Consider the following 19,969-nt stretch of genomic DNA (forward strand, 5'->3'; position numbering starts at 1 on the left):
CTGTTAGCGTGCCCGCATGACGCATCCGCTGACTGTCGCCTGGCCGCCCGACCCGATCAGGACCGCGCGGCTGGTCCTGCGCGCACCCGAAGCGCGCGACCGCGCGGCGTTCGTCGAGCTGCTGGCCTCGCCCGAGGTGCACACCTACCTCGGCGGGCCGCAGCGGCGGGAGGAGTTGGAGCGGGAGCTGCCCGCGGTGCCCGAGCGTTGGCCGGGGAGCTTCGCCGTGGAGTGCGGCGGGGAGATGATCGGCCAGATCCTGATGCGGCGCAGCGCCTCCCAGCGCCCCGCGGCCGCGGGGAAGGCCGACCTCGGCTATCTGTTCCTGCCGCGGGCCTGGGGGCAGGGGTACGCCGCCGAGGCGTGCACGGCCGCACTCGGCTGGTTGGAGGGCGCACTGCCCGGGGAGGCGGTGGTGCTCGCCACCCAGACCGCGAACCTCGGCTCGATGCGGCTGGCGGCGAAGCTCGGCTTCACCGAGGTGGAGCGGTTCCACGCCTGGGGCGCCGAGCAGTGGCTCGGCGAGCGCCGCCCGGTCGGCGGGGGCGGCGGGGACGCCGGCGGCGCGGTCAACGCGGCGTCAAGCGCTGGGTGAGGAAGAGCGCGGCGCGGTCCAGTGCCTCGTCGGCCTCGTCGAGGAGGCCGGTGAACGCCTGGAAGACGTGCGGCACGCCCGCGGTCACGTCGAGGATGACGTCCACGCCGGCCTCCCGGGCGCGGGTGGCGAGGCGGGTGGCGTCGTCGAGCAGGATCTCGTTCGTGCCGACCTGGAGCAGGATCGGCGGGAAGCCGGTCAGGTCGCCCGACACCGCGGGGCTGAGCAGGGGTTGGCGCGGGTCGGCCCCCGCGAGGTACATCGCCCCGGTGTACTCCACGCCCGCACGGGTGAAGACGGGGTCGGCGTCCTCCTTGCCGTCGATGCTCGCGCCGGTGCGGGTGGCGTCGAGCCCGGGGGAGAGCGCCAGGAGGGCGGCGGGCAGCGGCAGTCCGGCGTCCCGGGCGGCCAGGCAGGCGGTGACGGCCAGCCCGCCCCCGGCGGAGTCCCCGGCGAACACGACGGAGGGCGCGGGCGTGCCCGCGTCGAGCAGGGCGCGGTAGGCGGCCACGGCGTCCTCGATCGCGGCCGGGAACGGGTGCTCCGGCGCGAGCCGGTAGTCCACGGAGTACGCCGGGACGCCCGTCCTGGCGACCAGGCTCCCGGTCAGTGACAGCGCGGTCCGGGGCGAGCCGGACACCCAGCCGCCGCCGTGGAAGTACAGGATCGTGCCGGCGCGCGGCGGGCCGGCCGGGTCGACCCGCAGCACCGGCCGGCCGCCGAGCGCACCCGGCGCGGTGCGGATGTCCGGCGGCACCGCCATGGTGGCCATCAGCTTCTCGAACCCGGCGCGGATCTCCTCGATCGGCTGGGGGCCGGCGGGCTGCGGCCGCCGCAGCATCGCATCGATCCGGGCGCGTTGCTCAGTGCTCACGCGTATGCTCCCTCATAGAAGTAGCCCAGGAAGTATCTTCCCAAGAACTATATGCCTAGGAAGTTAAATGTCCAACGGTGACCGCCGCCACCTGCTGCCCGGCCTCTTCTCCGACCTGGTGCGCTGCGAGACACGGCTCTACAACGCCCTCGGCGAGCGCCTGAAGGCCGAACACGCCATCGTCACCTCGCAGTTCGAGCTCCTGCGCCACCTGCGCGACCACCCCGGCGCGCGCGTCGCCGACATCGCGGCCGTCTTCGCCGTCGGGATCGGCGCCGCCAGCAAGAGCGCCGACCGCCTGGAACGGCAGGGATGGGTCGAGCGCCGGGCCAACCCGGCCGACCGCCGCTCCTCCCTGCTGGCGCTCACCGACTCCGGCGCGCGCCTCACCGAGGCCGCCGAACGCACCTTCGCCGACGCGCTGGACAGCCTCGTCGGCGGCGTGCTCGACGCCGCCGCGCTGGCCGCCGTGGGCGACGGCCTCGCGGCGCTGCGCGCCGCACTCGAGGACCGGAAGGCCGGCACCCCCGCCGGCTGAACGGCCGGCCCGCGGCTCGAGGGCCTGCCGCTCGGGCGCCGCCGCTCAGACCCCGTCGCCCTCCTCGTCGCCCGGCCACAGCTCGTCCGCGCGCAGCGCGAGGTCCTGGAGCAGGTCCGCCGAGGACACGTCCGTGCGGCCCGCGTCATGGATGTCCGCCAGTTGCAGGAAGATCAGCGAGAACGCCCCGGTCAACCGCTCGATCACCGGGCTGAGCTGCACGCTCAGCGCCTCGCCGATCTCCCCCGGGCTGGCGTCCGCGGGGAACTCGATCGTCGGCATCGTCTCGTTGAGCAGCGCCCGTACGTTGTCCCCCGAGATGTCCTGCCGCTCGGGGTCCTCCGCCAGCAGCACCTGCATCTGCCGGGCCTCGGTGAGAATCCCGATGATCCGGCGCACGAAATCGCTGTCCTTCATGCCCGGAGCGTACGCCGCCCCCCGCCCCGCCACCCCCACCCGCGACCCCATGTCGCCCCCGCGCGCCCCGAGGCCGCCTCGGCCGGGCGGGTGCGGTCAGGCCGGGGCGGGGGTGGGGAGTTCCATGACGGTGCTGCGGTAGGTCTTGCCCGGCCACTGGATGGTCTCGCGCGGGACGAAGCCCCACGCGGTGTAGATGCCGATGAGGTGGGCCGCGGGCAGCGCGGTGTCCACGCCGATGTGCGAGGCGCCCTCGGCGTGGGCCCGTTTGCGGGCGACCGCCCACAGGCGGGAGGCGAGCCCGCGGCCGCGGTCGGCGGGGTCGACCGCCATCTGGTTGAGCCAGGCCCGCCCGGGCGCGGCGGCGGTGGGGCTGAGCAGCCGCAGCGGCTCGTGCGGGGGCAGCGTCATCGTCAGGGCCGCCGCGATGCGGGTGCCGTCCACCAGCAGCCAGGACGCGCCGGTGTCCGCACGGCGCAGCGTCGTCTGCTCGGTCTGGTCCACCGCGGTGAAGTTGAGCCCGCCCGCGCCCAGTTCGGCGTAGGCGCGGTGCAGCATCGCGGTCAGGTCGGGGGCGTCGGCGGGTTCGAACGGGCGCAACCGGTACATGACCTCCACCGTAAGCCGGGCGGGCGGCGGAGTGTACCCGCGGGGTCGCACCGGGGGCGCGATGGGGTGTTCGTCCGGGTTGGCCCGCCGATGGACCGTTAGGGTCGTCGGTAGCCGGGAACGGACAGGGGGCGGACAGGGAACGGATCGGGCCGCCCGCGCAGGCGGGGCCCGGCGGGACGAGAGGGACGGCACGTGCGGCTCGTACGGTGGACGGACGGCAGGGCCCGGTGGCTGCGCCGGGGCCGCAACCTGCTGCTCGCGGCCGTGCTGGTCGCGGTCGCCGGCGCCGCCGGGATCTGGCTGGCGGTACGGCTGACCCCCATGCAGTCCGTCGCCGCGGCCGGGCAGAACGTCCAGGTCGGCGCCGTACAACCGGACCTGAGCCGGTCCGGGCCCGGCGAGCTGAACCTCTTCGGCGAGGCCATCCCGACCCAGCCGCGCTTCGACGGGCCGATCCGCCCCAAGCTGATGCTCTCCCACATCACCCTCGACTCCCAGGTCGACCAGGCCTTCCACGCCGACGGCGACAACGCCCTGGTGCCGATGCTCAGCCGCCAGCTCGCCGCGGGCTGGAAGCGCTACTGCATCTGGGAGAGCCTCGTCGCGGCCGGCTGCGCGGGCGTGATCACCATCGCCGTCGCCGGGATCGGCCGCACCTCGCCGCGCACCATGCTGACGCTGCTCGCGGCCACGCTGGTGACCGTCAGCGCCGCCAACGCCGCCGGCGTCTACCTGCTCGCCTCCGGCACGCCCCGCGCGCTGCGCCAGGTGCACACGCTCGACGACCTGGTCGGCCGCACCCGCGCGGCCCCGGTGCCCGCCGCCAAGGGGCCCGCGCTGCCCGGCATCCACGCGGTGGTGATCGGCGACTCGACCGCCGCCGGCATCGGCAACCCGCTGGTGCCCCACCCCACCGCGCTCGACCGCACCTGCGGCCGCAGCTCCGACTCCTACGCCGAGGACCTCGCGGCCGCCAACCGCTGGAAGGTGCTCAACCTCGCCTGCCAGGGCGCCACCGTCAGCGACGGCATCCTCGGGGTCCAGGTGCGCGACGGGAAGGTCGCGCCGCCGCAGCTCGCGGTCGCCCAGCGCGCGACCGGCGCGTCCGCGGTGATCGTCAGCATCGGCGCCAACGACATGAACTGGGGGCTGCTGACGGGCCTGTGCGCGGCCGCACCGGTCTGCGACGACGACGCGTCCACCGCGTACTTCAAGGAGGAGCTGGCCGGCTTCACCCAGGACTACCTGGACCTGCTCGAACAGCTCGCCGCGCTCCCGCACCACCCGGCGGTGGTCCTCAACGAGTACTACGACCCCTTCGGCCCGGACACCGCGTGCCTGGCCAAGGACGGCATCACCCGGGAGAAGGCCGACGTCCTCGGCTCCCGGCTGTCCGACCTCAACGCCGTGCTGGAGCGCGGCGCCGCCACCTTCCACTTCGCCGTCGCCCGGCCCGGGTTCGCCGGGCACCAGCTGTGCAGCAAGCAGCCGTTCGTGCAGGACGCCGCCGGGAAGGCACCGCTGCACCCCACCGCCGCGGGCGAACTGGCCATCGCGCTCGCCGACCAGCAGGCGCTCGACGCGATCGAGGCCGACCGCGCCGCCCACCCCGACCGCGCCGCCTCCCCGAACCCGACGCCGTCCACGCCGTCCACGCCGACCACGCAGTCCACCCAGAGCCCGCCGCCGAGCCCGTCGGGCACCGCGGCCGCCGCCCCCGGAGCGACCGGCGTCACCGTCCCGGCGCCCTGAATCCCCGCGTACCGCGCGTGCGGCGCCCGCACACGGGTGCCGTATCGTCACCTGGAGCGTGTCGCGGCTGTGCCGCGCCGGTGGCCTCCGTATGGCCTGCCGGTGCGGGAGATGTGTGGCAAAGATCACTCGCCTCACCCAATGTGACGGTGTCTGGCCCCGGTCGCCGCGGGCAGGCGCCCACCGGGGCACCGGTGCCCGCGACTTGGGGACCGGCGCCGCGACGGGTACGCTCCGTGACCACGTGGGACGCGCCGAGATGTCCTCCCGGTATCGGTAGACGGACGTTTTGGTGTCCGATGTAGTGTCGGGCGAGTCGCCCGGCGCGCTGCCGGATCGTTCGGGAAGTTCGGGAAGAGAGATCGACCGCATGCTGCTGGCGTATCCGCCGAGCCTGCCGAGCCAGTCGCCGCGCGGGCGACGGCCGGGACCTGCACCGACCTGTCACCGCCCGGCCGGTGACCGGGCACGTCGGCGGGCCGCGGCCGGCGCCGGGGGTGCCAGGTGACCGCCACCGCGGAGGGCTCCACGAGCCCCGTGGCCGCCGCCGATCCGGACGAGCGGCCCGCCGCCGTACGGCGCTTCCCGCTGCTGCCCGCCCGGATGCGCCCGCGCAACCGGCCCCGGCTGCTGCTCGAACTCGCCTTCACCGTCGCCCTGTACCTCGCCTACAGCCGCACCCGCCGCTACGTCCCGCGGGAGAAGACCCAGGCGCTGCACCGCGCCCGCGAGGTCCTGCACTTCGAGCGGCTGCTGCACGTCGACTTCGAGCTGAGCCTCAACCACGCGGTGGACAAGGTCAGCTGGCTGACGGTCGGCATGAACTACTACTACGCCACGCTGCACTTCGCGGTCACCCCCGCGGTGCTGATCTGGCTGTACGCGCGCCGCCCGCAGCACTACCGGGCGGCCCGCACCGCGCTGTACACCGCGACCTGCCTGGCGCTGGTCGGCTTCACCTTCTTCGCGCTGGCGCCGCCGCGGTTCCTGCGGTCCGAGGGCTTCATCGACACGATCGTCGCCCACCACACCCACGGCTCCTGGGACTCCGGGCACGTCTCCACGGTCTCCAACCAGTACGCGGCGATGCCGTCGGTGCACATCGTCTGGTCCGCGTGGTGCGGGCTGACGCTGTTCTTCCTGGCGCGCTGGACCTGGCTGCGGGTGCTCGGCATCTGCTACCCGCTGGCGACGTTCGTGGTGATCATCTCCACCGCCAACCACTTCTTCGCCGACGCGGTGGCCGGTGCGGTCACCCTCGCGATCGGCTTCTTCCTCCAGCGGCTGCTGTTCGGCCGCCGCGCCTACCCGAGGCTGCGGGCCTCGGGCGGCGCGGACGGACCCGCGGACGGCGACGGCTACCTGGCGTCCGTACCCTCGGCGCGCGGGGCCGCGGACGAGCCGTCGGACACCGGCAGGTGGGGGAAGCGGAACTCGGTGCGGCTGCGGTAGAGCCCGTCGGGCCGCAGCACCGTGCTCGGGTACTCCGGCCGGTTCGGCGCGTCCGGGTAGTGCTGCGTCTCCAGGCAGACCGCGCCGTGCCGCCCGTACGCCCGGCCGTCCGCGCCCTTGAGCGCGCCGTCCAGTGAGTTGCCGGTGTAGACCTGGATGCCGGGTTCGGTGGTCCACACCTCCAGGCAGCGCCCGCTGGCCGGGTCGGTGAGCCGTGCGGCCGGCAGTGGCGGCCGGCCCGCCTCAGGGGCGGCCAGCACCCAGCAGTGGTCGTAGCCGCCGGCGTCGGTGAGCTGCACATGGGACTCGCCGATGCGCTCGCCGATCGGGTGGGCGGCGGTGAAGTCGAACGGGGTGCCCGCGGTGGGCTCGACCGGGCCGAGCGGCACCGACTGCGCGGAGACCGGCAGATAGGCGGCGGAGTGCAGTTGCAGGGTGTGGCCGAGGATGTCGCCGCTGCCCGCGCCCGCGAGGTTGAAGTAGGCGTGGTTGGTGAGGTTCAGGTGCGTGGCCCGGTCGGTACGGGCCCGGTAGTCGATGCTCAGCGTGCCGTCGGGGGTCAGCCGGTAGACCACCTCGACGTCGAGCGCGCCGGGGAAGCCCATGTCGCCGTCCGGGCTGTGCAGGGTCAGCCGCAGCGCCGCCGCGTCCGGGCCGTTGCCGTCGGCCGGCCCGGCCTGCCAGACCCGGCGGTCGAAGCCGTCCGGGCCGCCGTGCAGGGCGTGGCCGCGGTCGTTGAGCGGCACCTGGTGGTCCTGGCCGTCCAGGGTGAAGCGGCCGTGCGCGAGGCGGTTGGCGTAGCGGCCGACGACCGCCCCCAGGTAGGGCTGTTCGGCGGTGTAGTCGGCGAGCGTCGGCAGGCCGAGCACCACGTCGGCGGTGCGGCCGGCGGTGTCCGGCACCGTCAGGGAGCGCAGGACGGCGCCGTAGGTGAGGACTTCGGCGCGCACCCCGGTGCCCGAGTCCAGCGTCCAGCACTCGACGGCGTCACCTCCCGGTGCGGTGCCGAAGGGGGCGCTGCGCAGGGCGGCGGTGGAAGCGGGCGCGGGGGAGTGAGAGGGCATGGTCATCCTGTGACGAGGGTCGGTGGGAGGGCGTGCCGCCGCCTGGCCGCGGCACGCGGACGGCGTGGCCCGGCGGCGGTCGGGCGGGACTGGTGGTGGGCGCGGCGGTGGGCCCGGTCGAGGTCGCCCTCGGCCCGAGCCTACCGGGGTGCCCCCGGCGGCCCGGGGGCGCTCCCCCGGATACGGACCCGCGGCGCAGGCCGTGACCTGCGCCGCAGGCCGCGACCCCAGGCCGTGTCCGACACATCCCGCCCCCATGGCCAAGGGGGCATGGGGGTGCCCCCAGCCGACGGGGGCCGGCACGCACGCTCTGCCCCTGCCTTCGGCGGGAGGCGCCCCCGGCGTTGCCGGTCGTGGGCGCGGCCCGCTGCGCTCTGTTCCCCGGAGCTTCGCCGGGGAACGACCCACCCTCCGCCGTGCGATCGCGGGGCACCTCCCCTGCCGAAGGCCATGGGGGCGCACCGGCCCCGGTCAGCCCCCGCCCTTCGGGCGGGACAACGCTATGTGTCGGACACGGCCTAGCTTCTTCGCACCGACGTCGACTCGCGGACGATCAGCCGGTAGCCGGGGAGGATACGGCGGGGGCTGGGGGGTTCGGTGCCGCCGGCGATCGTGATCCGCTCCACCAGGCAGTCCACCGCCAGTTGGGCCAGCGCGGCCTTGTCCGGGGCGACCGTGGTCAGCGAGACCATGCCGAAGCGGCTCTCCTCGATGTCGTCGAAGCCCACCACGGCGATGTCCTCGGGCACCCGCAGGCCGCGTTCGACCAGGGTGCGCATCGCGCCGAGCGCGATCAGGTCGTTGTAGGCGAACACCGCGTCGGGCCGGTCCTCGCGGTCCAGCAGCGCGGCCATCGCCGCGGCGCCGTCGGCCCGGTCGTACCCCTCGGTGGCCGCGACCATCGACTCGTCGGGGGCGAGCCCCGCGCCGGTGATCGCCTCCCGCCAGCCGCGCAGCCGCAGGTGGGCCGGCTGCCGCGCGCTCTCCCGGCGGGCGCCGAGGAACGCGATCCGGCGCCGGCCGATGTCCAGCAGGTGCCGCACGGCGCTGCGGGCCGCCCCCACGTTGTCGATCATGATGTGGTCGTACGGGGCGTCGTACTCCCGCTCGCCGAGCAGCACCATCGGCGGGCCCTCCGGGCGGGAGAGCAGGTCCTCGCTCTCCAGTCGGATCGGGCTGAGGATCAGCCCGTCGATGACGTGCGAGCGGAACCCCTGCGAGACCAGCACCTCCTTCTCGCGCAGCCCGGCGGTGTGGTCGAGCAGCACCGTCAGTTCGTGCCGGGCCGCCGCGTCGATCACCGCGCCGGCCACCTCCGCGAAGTAGGGGTTGCCGAGTTCGGGCACCGCCAGCGTGATGATGCCGGTGCGGCCCTTGCGCAGGTGGCGGGCGGTGAGGTTGGGCCGGTAGCCGAGTTCGTCGATCGCCTGCTGGACCCGCCGTCTGGTGCCGGGCGTGACGTGGGGGTAGTCGTTCACCACGTTGGAGACTGTCTTCACGGACACGCCGGCGCGCAGCGCGACATCCTTCAGGCTGACGCCCACGGAAATCCTCTCTCGGTCGGACCGGTTGCGTCGCGGTCCGGCTCGGGTCGGTGCCGGCCCCCGGTCCGCGGTGGTGCCGCCCCGCTGCGGCGCGGCGGCCTCACTCCAGTTGCTGGGTCCGGCTCAGCAGTGTCTGTAGCAGTACCACGACGGCCAGGAAGCCGCCGTTGACGGTGTCGGTGAAGGCCGATCCGTACTGCGAGAAATAGTGGTCGATCAGATTGTGGATCACCGCCAGCAGCAGCACGCCGCTGACCGTGCCGCCGACCGAGCCGGCGCCGCCGGTGAGCAGGGTGCCGCCGATCACCACCGAGGCGATGGCGGTCAGTTCGTAGCCGACGCCGATGGTGGTCACGCCCGAGCCGAGCCGGGCGCCGCCCAGCGCGCCCGCGCCCGCGGCGAGGGTGCCGGACAGCAGGTAGACCAGCACCTTCGCCCGGGCGACCGGCAGGCCCATCAGCCGCGCCGCGTGTTCGTTGCCGCCCAGCGCGGTGAGGGTGGCGCCGAACCGGGTGCGGGTCAGCAGCACCGCGCCGAGCGCGAAGAGCGCCGCCACGATCAGCACCGGGGTCCAGGTGCCCGCGCCCAGGTGCCGGAACCAGGAGTGGGCCGGCACCAGGTAGGTGGTGGCGCCCTCGTTGGTGACCGCCTGCAACAGCCCGCGCAGGCCCAGCAGTCCGACGAGCGAGACGATGAACGGCGCCATCCGCGCGTACGCGATCAGCAGCCCCTGCACCGTGCCCCAGACCGCGCCGACCGCCAGCGGCAGCAGGATCGCCAGCCAGGTGCCGTGCCGTGAACCGTAGGCGCCGAGCACCCCGCCGAGCGCGAACATCGAGCCGACCGACAGGTCGATGCCGCCGGTGATGATGACGAACGTCATGCCGAGCGCCAGCAGCCACACGAAGGCGTTGTTGCCGAGGATGCTGCTGATGTTGTTCCAGGTCGGGAAGGTCGAGGAGGTCGCCGAGGCGATGACGACCACCAGGACCAGCACGGCCAGCGCGCCGTGCCGCTGCACCTGGGAGGCGATCCGCTCGCGGACCGGGACCCGCGCGGCCGGCCCGTCGTCGGGCACGGCGGGCGGCGGCGGCACCGCGGACGGCTGGAGGGCGGTGGAAGTCATCGGGTCCCTCGCTCCTGGGAGGCGTACACCGCGAAGCAGATGATCGCGGCCTCGACGATCTGGGTGTAGGAGGTGTGCACGTTGTGCTGGGTGAGCACCGCGGTGATCAGCTGCATGAACAGCGCGCCGGCGACGGTGCCCAGCACCCGCACCCGGCCGCCGGACAGCGGGGTGCCGCCGACCACGACCGCGGTGATGGCGTCCAGTTCCATGTTCAGGCCCTGGTTGGCCGGGTCGGCCTCCGCGCCGTGGCCGACGATCAGCACGCCCGCGAGCGCGGCGAGCACACCCGACAGGATGTAGACGGTGATCAGCACCCGCCGTACCGGCAGTCCGGACAGCCGGCTCGCCTGCCGGTTGTCGCCGATGGCGACGAGCTGCCGGCCGAAGGTGGTGCGCCGCACCAGCAGCCCGGTCAGCAGCGCGCACACCCCGGCGATCCAGGCCATCTCGGGAACCCCGCCGACGGTGCGCGAGCCGAGGTCGACCAGCCCGGACTGGGTGATCGGCTTGGCCGAGTTGCCGTTGACGATCTCGGCCAGGCCGCGGACCCCGATCATCAGCGACAGCGTCGCCACGATCGGCTGGACCCGGGCGAAGGCGACCATGGCGCCGCCGAGCGCGCCGGTGGCCGCGCCCAGCAGCAGCGCGACCGCGAGCGCGGCGAACAGGCCGTACCCGGCGTACAGCGGCACCACGGAGGCGGCCAGCGCGATCGTGGCGCCCACCGACAGGTCGATGCCCTCGGTGCCGATCACCAGGGACATGCCGAGCGCGACCAGCAGGGTCGGGGCAACCTGGTACAGCTGCACCCGGATGTTGCTGGTGGACAGGAAGTTCCCGTCCAGGCCCACCGCGACGGCGAACAGGACGACCAGCGCGGCGTACACGCCGTACTGCTGGAGCAGCCGCAGCAGGCGGCCCCGGTCCAGGGCCGCGCCCGGCCAGGTCAGGGAGGTCATGCGGGGGTCTCCTTCGGTGCGGCGGGCGGGGCCTGCTCCGGCGCGGTGGCGAGCGCGTCCAGCAGGCCGTCCTCGGTGACGTCGTCCCCGGACAGGTGCCCGACGACGCGGCCGTCCTTGAGGATCACCACCCGGTCCGAGCCCTCGATCAGCTCCTCCAGGTCGGAGGAGATCAGCAGCACGCCCAGCCCGTCGCGGGCGAGTTCGTCGATCAGGCCCTGCACCTCGGCCTTGGCGCCGACGTCGATGCCGCGGGTCGGCTCGTCCAGCAGCAGCACCTTCGGGTTCAGGCACAGCCAGCGGGCCAGCAATACCTTCTGCTGGTTGCCGCCGGACAGGTCGCCGACCTTCTGGTCCGGGCCGGACGCCTTGATCCGCAGCCGCTCCATGAAGAACGTGACGATCTCGTCCTGCTTGGCCTGAGAGACCAGCCCCGCCCGGGACAGCCGCGGCAGCGCGGCGAGCGAGATGTTCTCCCGCACCGACAGGTTCGGGATCACCCCCTCCGCCTTGCGGTCCTCCGGCAGCATCACCACGCCCGCGCGGATCGCGGCGGCCGGGCTGCGCCGGTGCATCGCGCTGCCCTCGACCTCGACGGTGCCCTCCTCGGTGGCCAGCGCCCCGATGACCGCCTTGGCGGTCTCGCTGCGGCCGGCGCCCAACAGCCCGCCGAGGCCGACGACTTCACCGGGGTGCACATCCAGAGAGACCCCGTGCAGTTTGTGCCGGACCGTCAGATCCATTGCACGCAGGAGGGGTTGGCCGTCCTGGCGCTCGTGTCCGTCGGAGTCGAAGGCGGTGGTGCCCTTGTCGCGGACCGCGGACATCTCCCGGCCGAGCATCAGCGACACCAGTTTCAGGCGCTCCAGGCCCGCGATCGGCCCGGTGTGGACCACGCGGCCGTCGCGCATGACGGTGACCTGGTCGCACACCGCGTACAGCTCGTCGAGCCGGTGGCTGACGTACACCACCGCGATGCCCTGCTCCTTCAGGCCGCGGATCACCGAGAAGAGGGTCTCGACCTCCTTCGGCTCCAGCGACGAGGTCGGCTCGTCCATGATCACCACGCGGGCGTCGATCTGTACCGCCCGGGCCAGCGCCACCATCTGCTGGGCGCCCAGGCCCAGGGTGCGCAGCGGCCGGGTGACGTCGACCCGCACCCCGAAGCGGCCCAGCTCCCGCGCCGCCTCGCGGTTCATCCGGCCGTGGTCGACCAGCCCGAAGCGGCGCGGCTCGCGGCCGAGGAAGAGGTTGCGCGCCACCGACATCAGCGGGACGAGGTTGACCTCCTGGTAGATGGTGGAGATGCCGGCCGCCTGGGCCTCCAGCGGGTTGCGGAAGTCCCGCTCCCGGCCGGCGAGCCGTACGGTGCCGGCGTCGGGGCGGTGTACGCCGGTCATCACCTTGATGAGGGTGGACTTGCCCGCGCCGTTCTCGCCGATCAGGGCGTGCACCTCGGCGGGCCGCAGCGTGAAGTCCACCTCGCGCAGGGCGTGGACGCCCGCGAAGCTCTTGTCGACCCCGGCCACCTCCAGGATGGCGGCGCTGCGGGGGTCCGGGTCCTGCTGGACCAACGTCTTCCTCCTCGTGGGGAGTTGTGCGCAACGGCTGGGCGTGGGGGCGGTACGCGGCGGGGCCGGGCCACAGGCAGGCCCTGGCCCGGACCCGGCCGGACCGCGCGGGGCGTCAGTACACCAGGCCCTGGGCGAGCGCCTGCTTGGCGTTGTCCGAGGTGAAGTGGCCGTCCTTGATGATGACGTCGGCCGACACGCCGGCGGTGCCGTAGAAGTTCTCCAGCGACGAGATGGCCAGCGGGCCGAACCGCGGGTTGGTCTCGATGTCCGCGACCAGCGCGCCGGACGCGACGTCCTGGACGGCCTGCTGGGTGCCGTCGATGGAGACGACCTTGATGTCCTTGCCCGGGGTCTTGCCGGCGGACTTGATCGCCTGGAGCGCGCCGAGCGCCATCTCGTCGTTCTCCGCGTAGACCGCGTTGATGTCGGAGTGCGCCTGGAGCAGCTGCTCCATCACCTTCTGGCCGTCGGTCTGGGTGAAGTTGGCGGTCTGCGAGGCGACCACCTTGATGTTCGGGTACTTCTTCTTGACCTCGTCGTTGAAGCCCTTGGTGCGGTCGGTGGAGACGTTGTTGCCCGGGGTGCCGGTGAGGACCGCGACGTGGGCGGTGCCGCCGGTCGCCGTGCCGAGGTCGTCGGCGGCGATCTGGGCCTGCCCGTAGAAGTCCGAGCCGATGAAGGAGATGAAGTCGCCGCAGGCGGTGCCGGTGACGGTGCGGTCGATGGTGAGCACCGGGATCTTCTTCGACTTCGCCTTGGCCAGCGCCGGGCCGAGCCCGTCGGAGTTCTCCGGCGCCACGATCAGCACCTTGGCGCCCTGCGCGATCATGTCCTCGATCTGCGAGTTCTGCGCGTTGACGTCCGCGTTGGCGTTCCGCTCGATCAGCTTGACGCCCTTGGCCTTCGCCTCGGCCTCGATGCTCTTGGTCTCGGTGGCGCGGAACGGGTTGCTGGTCGACTCGGACTGGGAGAACCCGACGATCGTCTTGCCGTCGGTGATGTCCAGCTTCGGCACCCCGCCGCCGTAGGTCTGGTAGGTGCAGGCGGTACCGCCGGAGGCGGTGGGGGAGTCGGTCTGCTGGGCGGCCGCGGTGTTGCCCGAGGCCGCGGCCTTGTCCGAACCGGACGAGTCGTTGCCGGAGTTGGTGCAGGCGCTCGCGGCGAGGCACAGGCCGACGGTGAGCACCGCGGCAGCGGTTCTGGCCCGGAAGGAGACGTTCATGCGCCGATCACATCCTCGTGGATACGGGAAGAAACAGGGGGCGGAGCGCAGAGGTGCAGTGCGGAGCGGGGCGGCACGAAGACGGCCGGAAAGCCCGTCCTTTACAACGATGTAGAGGACCCTGCGGGATTGACGACCACGTGTCAAGAGTCCGGTACGATCCCGGCTGAACCGGGGAAACTTCGGTACGCGGGCTGGACATGGCCGCACTGACATGCTGTCATTTCCCTGCTCGGCTTTACATCGTTGTACGCCGTGTGACCCCGCCGTACGCGTCGCCGTGTGCCGCCGAGGTGCGACCCACTGACGGGCGCCGGCGGTGGTGCCTCCACCGCCGGCGCTCCCCCCTCCCGCACCCGGGAGGAACCGCGAACTACACGAAGCGCCACAGGTGGTCGTCGGTACGGCTGTCCTCGAACTGCACCACCCGCGCACTGTCGGAAGTCGACATACCGTCGACACCCAGCACCAGACCGCTGTTGCCGTTGCGAATCCGGAACCAGCCGTCTCCGTTGTCGAGCAGCTGCCAGTAGTGGTCGGCCGTGCCGTTGTCGTGGTACTGCTGCACCTGCGCGCTGTCAGCGCGCGAGGCGCCCGCGACCGCCAGCAGCAGCCCGCTGTTGCGGTTGGTGATCGTGAAGCGGTTGTCGCCCACCGCGGTGAACCGCCAGTCGTGGTCGGCGGTGCCGTTGTCGGCGAACTGCACGACGTTCGCGCTGTCGGCCGTCGACATGCCGTCGACCCCGAGCACCTTGCCGCTGTTCTTGTTCTGCACCCGGTACCAGGTGCCGCCGTCCACCACGGCCTGACGAGCCGTCACATCCCACTGGAGGATGCCCGCCGACACCCCGGCGGCGAGCTGCGCCACCACCCGCACCGCCGTGGTGCGCACCGGCGTGAACGCCACCGGGTTGAAGGCGTCGACCGCCGTGCCGTACGCGCCCGCGCCGGACACCGGCTGCCAGGACCCGTCCGCCGCCTGGTACTCCACATGCCAGGACGCCGGCACCCGGCACTGGCCGTGCCCGGTGTCGTCGTACCAGTACACCGACGCGCCCGAGACCGTCACCGGAGCGGAGTAGCTGTACTGCACCCACTCGCTGCTGCCGGTGTGGTCCCACCAGGTGAAGCGCGGGTGCGACTGGTCGTAGGAACTGCTCGGCGGGTACGCGCTGTTGAGGGCGCTGACGGTGTCGCCCGACCAGCACCAGGAGGCCGACGGCGTGGCCGGCAGCTGCCACTCCCGGCCGCCCGCGCCGATCGTCGGGAAGGAGGTGATCCGCAGCGCGGCCGCGCCCATCGGGATCAGCGTCACCGTGGTGGCCGGCTCCGCGGACGCCACGGGGCTGGGCTGGAGCGTGGTCACCACATCCTGCTGGTCCGCGAGCCAGTTGGGGATCGGCCGGGCCTGCGCGGTCATCGCCACCGGCGTGCCCTGCGGGGTGAACGGGTTGCCGCTCGCCCCGGTCGCGGTCGCCGTGAAGGTCCCCGGCACCAGGCCGTAGTTCCACGCGGACGTCGGGAACACCTCGTACTCCGCCCAGTGCGAGGACGCGTCATTGGTGCGCAGGAAGTTCTGCCCGATCTCCAGCGCGTACGTCAGCGGGCCGCGCCGCACCGACAGCGAGTCGTGGTTCTGCGCCCAGGTGGTGGTGGCGACCTCCATCGGGAAGGACACCGCGACGGTGTCCCCGTTCTTCCAGGTGCGGTCCACCGCCACGAAGCCCGCGCCGCCCGACGCGCTCACCGCGGCCCCGTTGACCTTCACCGACGGCTTGGCACACCACGACGGCACCCGCAGATACAGCGGGAAGGCCACGCTGCCCGTCATCGACAGCGCCAGCGACACGCTGTCGGTGAACGGGTAGTTCGTGCTCTGGGTGACCGTCACCTGCGCCGCCTGGGCACCGACCTTCGCCGTCACCTTCGTCGGCGCGTACAGCACCGCCGCCAGGCCGTTGTCCGCCGTCGCCAACCACGCGTTCTCCGTGAAGTACGCCCAGCCCTGCCCGTAGTTGTGCGGGCAGCAGCGGTACTTGTCCACGCCCAGCAGATACGCCTGCATCGAGAAGGTGTTGTCGAACTGGTGCAGCGTCTTGTCGTAGTCGTCCAACTGCACCTGGTTGGCGGCCGTCGCGTAGTGCAGCGAGGTGTGGTTCGGCTCCATCGCGGCCGGCAGCGAGTTGAACGCCAGCGTCTCGGTGCCGTCCGCCCAGCTCGGGTCGCCGGTCATCCGCACCATCGACTCGAAGCTCTGCATGTACTCCACGATCCCGCAGGTCTCGAAGCCCTGCCGCGGATCGCCGTACCCGGGCCGGGCGTTCTCGTCCCCGGCGAACCCGCCGCCGCTGAACTGCCCGTAGGTGCCCTGGATCGTCGCGTAGTCCTGGTACGACGCCTGCGTCAGCGACGCGTCCCCGCGCAGCGCCGCGAACGCCGGCTCGGTGAAGCCCTGCGCCAGGTTCACGTTGTGCAGCGACGGCAGGTTGTCGACGTAGTTCGCGCTGTACTGGTGGATCTTGTCCGCCAGCCCCAGCAGCGCGCTGTCCCCGGTCCGGGCGAACAGCCAGTGCAGCGAGTGCAGCGTCGTCGCCCACCGCACCGAACCCCAGCTCTGGTTGAACGCCGAGGCGCCGAACGTGTTCTGGTACTGGAAGAACTTCGTCAGGAACGGCACGATCCGGCTGTCCCCGGTGTACTCCTGGTAGGTGCACAGCGCCTGGAGCATCGGCATGAACGGCCAGAAGTCCGGGCCGCCGCCCAGCGACGTGCGCAGGCTCGTCGGCCCGAAGAAGCCGTCGGACTGCCCCGTCGCCAGCACGCCGTTCACCCAGGTGTCCGCCTTCGCCCGCAGCGCGGCATCCCCGGTCACCCCGGCCAGCGCGGTCAACCCCCGCACCCAGTACGGCACTTCCTCCCAGCCGACCTGGTCCGGGTGGAACCAGCCGGTGGTCGAGGTGGCCAGGAAGTGCGACACCTCGTCATAGCGCCCGGCGATCCCGTCCGCCTCCAGGGCGAGTTGCTGCGCCAGCCAGCCCGACGCGGTGACACTCCCGGTCGGCAGCTTCAGGAACGGGGTACGGGTCAGCCCCGCCGGATACGGGTGGTACAGCCCGCCGCCGGAGGTGTCACCGACCAGCACCACCCCCGGCCCGCCCCCGGCCGCCCCCCAGGAGGAGGTGACCATACGGCCGGCGAAGGCCACACTGCCGAGGGCGACGGCGCCGCCGCGAAGGAAGGTACGACGATCCATGGACATGCTCCCTGATCGTGGGAAGTGGGGGGTGGGTTGCGCGCGGCGCGGCCTCAGATCATGCGCCACAGGTGGTCGGTCGTCCCGTTGTCGTTCCACTGCGTGACCTGTGCGCTGTCCGCGGTCGACGCGCCGTCCACGGCGAGCAGCTTCCCCGACCGCACATTGACGATCTTCGACCAGCCGTCCCCGTTGTCGACGAACCGCCAGACGTGGTCCGGTGTGCCGTTGTCCTGGTACTGCTGCACATGCGCGCCGTCGTCCAGGCTCTGGTCGTGCACCGCCAGCACCTTCCCGCTGTTGCGGTTCACGATCCGCACCGTGCCGTCGCCGTTGTCCAGCAGCGTCCACACATGGTCCGCGGTGCCGTTGTCGGTGTACTGCGTGACCTCCGCCGAGTCCGCCAGCGACATCCCCGAAACCGCCAGCACCTTCCCGGAGTTCCGGTTCTGGATACGGCACCACACCACCACCGAGCCGGCCGGCGCCAGCGCCGGCGCGAACATCCCGCCGACCACCGGCCGGTTCTGGAAACCCCGCTGCGCCGCGCTCGCCACCGTGTACCAGTCGCTGAACGGCACCCGCGTCGGCGTCGCGTTCGCGTACCCGTACACCCCGTTGACCAGCGCGTCGCGCACCGTGCCGTGATCGGCGAGCCAGGCCGCCGTCCACAGCTCCCAGTCGGCCTTGGTGTAGTCGTTGCGCGGGTCGAGCACCACCCCGTACGTGCCGGCGTGCGCCCCGTACCAGGACGCCTCCATCGCCGCGGTGCCGACCGGCACCAGGTCCAGGCCGAGCAACCGGTCCGCGAAGCCGTTGTACTTCAGGCTCCAGGTGCCGTCCTGGTCGTAGGCGAGCTTCAGGTGCGCGCCCGAGGAGTCCGCCGCGAGCGTCGTCCACTGGCTGACGTAGCTGCGCGAGAGCGTCGCGTACCGCGCCGCATCCGAGCTGTTGCCCGTCGCCCGCGCCACCACGCCCATCGCGCCGATCCCGATGATGCCCTTGAGCGCGAGGTTCGCACTGTGCGCGATGAAGCCGGTGAAGTCGTCCGTCTGGTTCTGGTAGCCCGGGTCCAGCGCGTTGGACACCAGGTACTCCGCCCACTGCCGCAGGATCGGGTAGTGCGCGGCGGCGAACGCCGCCCCGTCCGCCGCGGGCAGCCGCTGGACCACCGCCGCCGCCATGATCAGCAGGTCCGCCGACTCCTCGACCGGCATGTCCTCCTCGTTGCCGTCGTTGTGCCCGGCGGCGTTCGGATACGACGAACCGATGTCGTGCTCGGCGAAGTCCTTCGGCCAGCCGCCGTGCTCCGCGTAGTCCAGCATCGGCTCCAGCAGCAGCCGCAGATACGCCGGCGACAGGTACAGGTACCCCGGGAACGCCGGATACGTCACGTCGATCGTCGACATGTTGCCGTCGGAGGAGATCTCCTTCAAAAAGGCCCACGGGCTGCCGCCGCGGTCGGCCAACTCCGTACCGCCCACCGCCTGCCGCACCGCCAGCGCGCACACCGCCGCGTAGTGGTCGCCCGTGGTGCCGCCGCCCACCGCCGCGACCGCGTCGTCATGGACGCGCTGCTCCAGCGCCGCCGCCGCCGACAGCGCCGCCGCGCGGTCCGCGTCGAACCACTGGAGCATGTCCGTCCACGACGACCAGTAGTGCGTCCACCACGGCTGCAACTGCGTACCGAGGTAACTCACCGCGGGCGTACGGACATGCCCCAGCGACACCGTGAACTCCGCCGACGGCGTACTGGCGTTCACCGTGCCGAAGTCCCGGTTCAGACCGAGCACCGGCCACCTGTCGCTGATCGCCCGCGGCTGCGCGGAGTCCACCGTCCCGGCCAGCCTGCCGCTGCCCGCCGACGCGGCCCGCACCACCGTGTCCTGCCCGATCTGCCAGGTCAGCCCGGACCCGCTCGGCGCGGCGAACACCAACCGCCCCCACGACGCCTGGTCGCCGCTCTCCTGGAGCACCCCCGGGCTCGCCGGCTGCGCGGTCAGCACCGTCAGCGAACCGGCCTGCTGCTGCGCCCACGTGATCTGCGCCGAGGTGTCGCCGTGCACCCACTCGCCCGACACGTCCAGGTGCACATCCACCGCGTGCGCCTGCCCGTCGCTGCTCTCGGCCTGCACGGTCACGTACGACAGCGGCACCGACTGGCGCTGGAGGTCGTCGAGGTCGACCGGCGAGAAGAAGGTGACGGTCAGCGTCACCCCGCCCCCGCTGAGCCGGTAGATCGAGCGGGTGGCGGTCAGTTGGAGCGAGACCTGCTGCATCGTGGTGAGCGCCGGGCCGCCCGGCAGGTTCGGCGCCCCGGCGAAGAGGTAGGCGGTGCCGTCGATCCGGGCGAGTCCGCACAGCGCGGTGACGTGGCCGTTCCAGAAGCTCGACCAGGTCCCGGCGAGGTTGTCGGCGGCCACCCAGGTGGACAGGTACGGCGAGCGGACCGCGAGCGGCACCGCGGGCGGCCGCAGCGGTGCGAACGTGGAGGCGGCCGCGGGGGACGCGGCACTTGTGGCGTCCGCGGCGGAGACGGGTAGGCCCGCGGGGGACGCGGCGGCGGCCGGGCCGGCCGTGAACCACCCGCCGGTGGCGGCGGCCGCGGTCAGCGCACCGGTCCATTTCAGCAGGTCGCGGCGGCCGGGGCGGGGGGAGCGGGTCTCGTCGGAAGTCACGGTGATCCGTTTCTGCGGCAGGGGCGCGGAGATGGGGGGACGGACGGGCACGTGGTGGTGCGGCGTGACGCGGGAGTCGAGCAGGGCGGGGCAGTGCGAGGCCGGACGGTGGGGCAGGGCGGGACAGGCGGGGCAGAGGCACGCGGGGGGGTGGGGCGCGGGCCGTGGGGGAGCGCTGTCGTGCTGTTCCAACGTTGCAAAGAATGACGCCAACCGGCATGACAGCACTTGGCGTTGGGCGTGTCCATACCCCGGGCAGAAGTGGGTGCGGGGGCGGGAGGGGTGAGCTGGCGTCCCTGGCGTCCG

15 protein-coding genes are annotated in these 19,969 nt (G+C 72.8%); 4 read left to right on the plus strand and 11 right to left on the minus strand.

Annotated elements, in window-relative coordinates:
* Positions 1-16 precede the first annotated feature (16 nt).
* Positions 17-595 carry a GNAT family N-acetyltransferase gene (locus WA788_RS30885; RefSeq protein ID WP_335982992.1) on the plus strand — a complete coding sequence of 193 codons (579 nt, stop codon included), beginning with the start codon at positions 17-19 and terminating at the stop codon, positions 593-595.
* On the opposite strand, the gene WA788_RS30890 is transcribed toward WA788_RS30885, so the two are convergent.
* The gene (locus WA788_RS30890) at positions 570-1,469 is read right to left on the minus strand and encodes an alpha/beta hydrolase (RefSeq protein ID WP_335982994.1); all 900 of its coding nucleotides are present in this window, start codon (positions 1,467-1,469) and stop codon (positions 570-572) included. The two genes, WA788_RS30885 and WA788_RS30890, sit on opposite strands and share 26 nt — an antisense overlap.
* Positions 1,470-1,536: 67 nt before the next feature.
* On the opposite strand from WA788_RS30890, the gene WA788_RS30895 reads away from it, so the two are divergent.
* Positions 1,537-2,007 (plus strand): MarR family winged helix-turn-helix transcriptional regulator, encoded by a 471-nt coding sequence (locus tag WA788_RS30895; RefSeq protein WP_335982996.1) that lies wholly within the window; start codon positions 1,537-1,539, stop codon positions 2,005-2,007.
* A 45-nt stretch (positions 2,008-2,052) separates the two neighbouring features.
* On the opposite strand, the gene WA788_RS30900 is transcribed toward WA788_RS30895, so the two are convergent.
* Both WA788_RS30900 and WA788_RS30905 read right to left on the minus strand, forming a co-directional pair.
* A complete protein-coding gene (locus WA788_RS30900) occupies positions 2,053-2,424 on the minus strand; it encodes a hypothetical protein (RefSeq protein ID WP_335982998.1) in 372 nt (123 codons plus the stop codon).
* 96 nt (positions 2,425-2,520) lie between these two features.
* Positions 2,521-3,033: a GNAT family N-acetyltransferase gene (locus WA788_RS30905; RefSeq protein ID WP_335983000.1), complete on the minus strand. Its 513-nt coding sequence runs from the start codon at positions 3,031-3,033 to the stop codon at positions 2,521-2,523.
* Between the two features lie 195 nt (positions 3,034-3,228).
* Between WA788_RS30905 and WA788_RS30910 the strand changes: the two genes are divergently transcribed.
* Together WA788_RS30910 and WA788_RS30915 are read left to right on the plus strand one after the other, a co-directional pair.
* Positions 3,229-4,788 carry a GDSL-type esterase/lipase family protein gene (locus WA788_RS30910; RefSeq protein ID WP_335983003.1) on the plus strand — a complete coding sequence of 520 codons (1,560 nt, stop codon included), beginning with the start codon at positions 3,229-3,231 and terminating at the stop codon, positions 4,786-4,788.
* A gap of 504 nt (positions 4,789-5,292) precedes the next feature.
* Complete coding sequence (locus WA788_RS30915; protein ID WP_335983005.1) at positions 5,293-6,240, plus strand: phosphatase PAP2 family protein; 948 nt, start codon at positions 5,293-5,295, stop codon at positions 6,238-6,240.
* Here the strand turns inward: WA788_RS30915 and WA788_RS30920 are convergent.
* From WA788_RS30920 to WA788_RS30955, 8 genes are all read right to left on the minus strand, one after another.
* Positions 6,147-7,304, minus strand: a complete 1,158-nt coding sequence (locus tag WA788_RS30920) for an aldose epimerase family protein (RefSeq protein ID WP_335983006.1) — start codon at positions 7,302-7,304, stop codon at positions 6,147-6,149. The genes WA788_RS30915 and WA788_RS30920 overlap by 94 nt on opposite strands.
* Positions 7,305-7,822: 518 nt before the next feature.
* Positions 7,823-8,848, minus strand: coding sequence for a LacI family DNA-binding transcriptional regulator (locus WA788_RS30925; protein ID WP_335983008.1), 1,026 nt, complete (start codon positions 8,846-8,848; stop codon positions 7,823-7,825).
* A gap of 100 nt (positions 8,849-8,948) precedes the next feature.
* Entirely contained in the window at positions 8,949-9,974 is a 1,026-nt protein-coding gene (locus WA788_RS30930; protein WP_335983010.1) for an ABC transporter permease, read from the minus strand.
* The gene (locus tag WA788_RS30935; protein WP_335983011.1) at positions 9,971-10,936 is read right to left on the minus strand and encodes an ABC transporter permease; all 966 of its coding nucleotides are present in this window, start codon (positions 10,934-10,936) and stop codon (positions 9,971-9,973) included. Before WA788_RS30935 ends, WA788_RS30930 begins: the two co-directional genes overlap by 4 nt.
* Positions 10,933-12,510 carry a sugar ABC transporter ATP-binding protein gene (locus tag WA788_RS30940; protein ID WP_335983013.1) on the minus strand — a complete coding sequence of 526 codons (1,578 nt, stop codon included), beginning with the start codon at positions 12,508-12,510 and terminating at the stop codon, positions 10,933-10,935. Before WA788_RS30940 ends, WA788_RS30935 begins: the two co-directional genes overlap by 4 nt.
* A gap of 112 nt (positions 12,511-12,622) precedes the next feature.
* A complete protein-coding gene (locus WA788_RS30945; RefSeq protein WP_335983015.1) occupies positions 12,623-13,732 on the minus strand; it encodes an ABC transporter substrate-binding protein in 1,110 nt (369 codons plus the stop codon).
* Positions 13,733-14,105: 373 nt separating this feature from the next.
* Positions 14,106-16,985: an RICIN domain-containing protein gene (locus WA788_RS30950; RefSeq protein WP_335983017.1), complete on the minus strand. Its 2,880-nt coding sequence runs from the start codon at positions 16,983-16,985 to the stop codon at positions 14,106-14,108.
* A gap of 53 nt (positions 16,986-17,038) precedes the next feature.
* Positions 17,039-19,663 (minus strand): glutaminase domain-containing protein, encoded by a 2,625-nt coding sequence (locus tag WA788_RS30955; protein ID WP_335983019.1) that lies wholly within the window; start codon positions 19,661-19,663, stop codon positions 17,039-17,041.
* Between the last annotated feature and the right edge of the window lie 306 nt (positions 19,664-19,969).

This window comes from Streptomyces sp. CA2R106, from assembly GCF_037034245.1.
Lineage (GTDB): Bacteria > Actinomycetota > Actinomycetes > Streptomycetales > Streptomycetaceae > Actinacidiphila.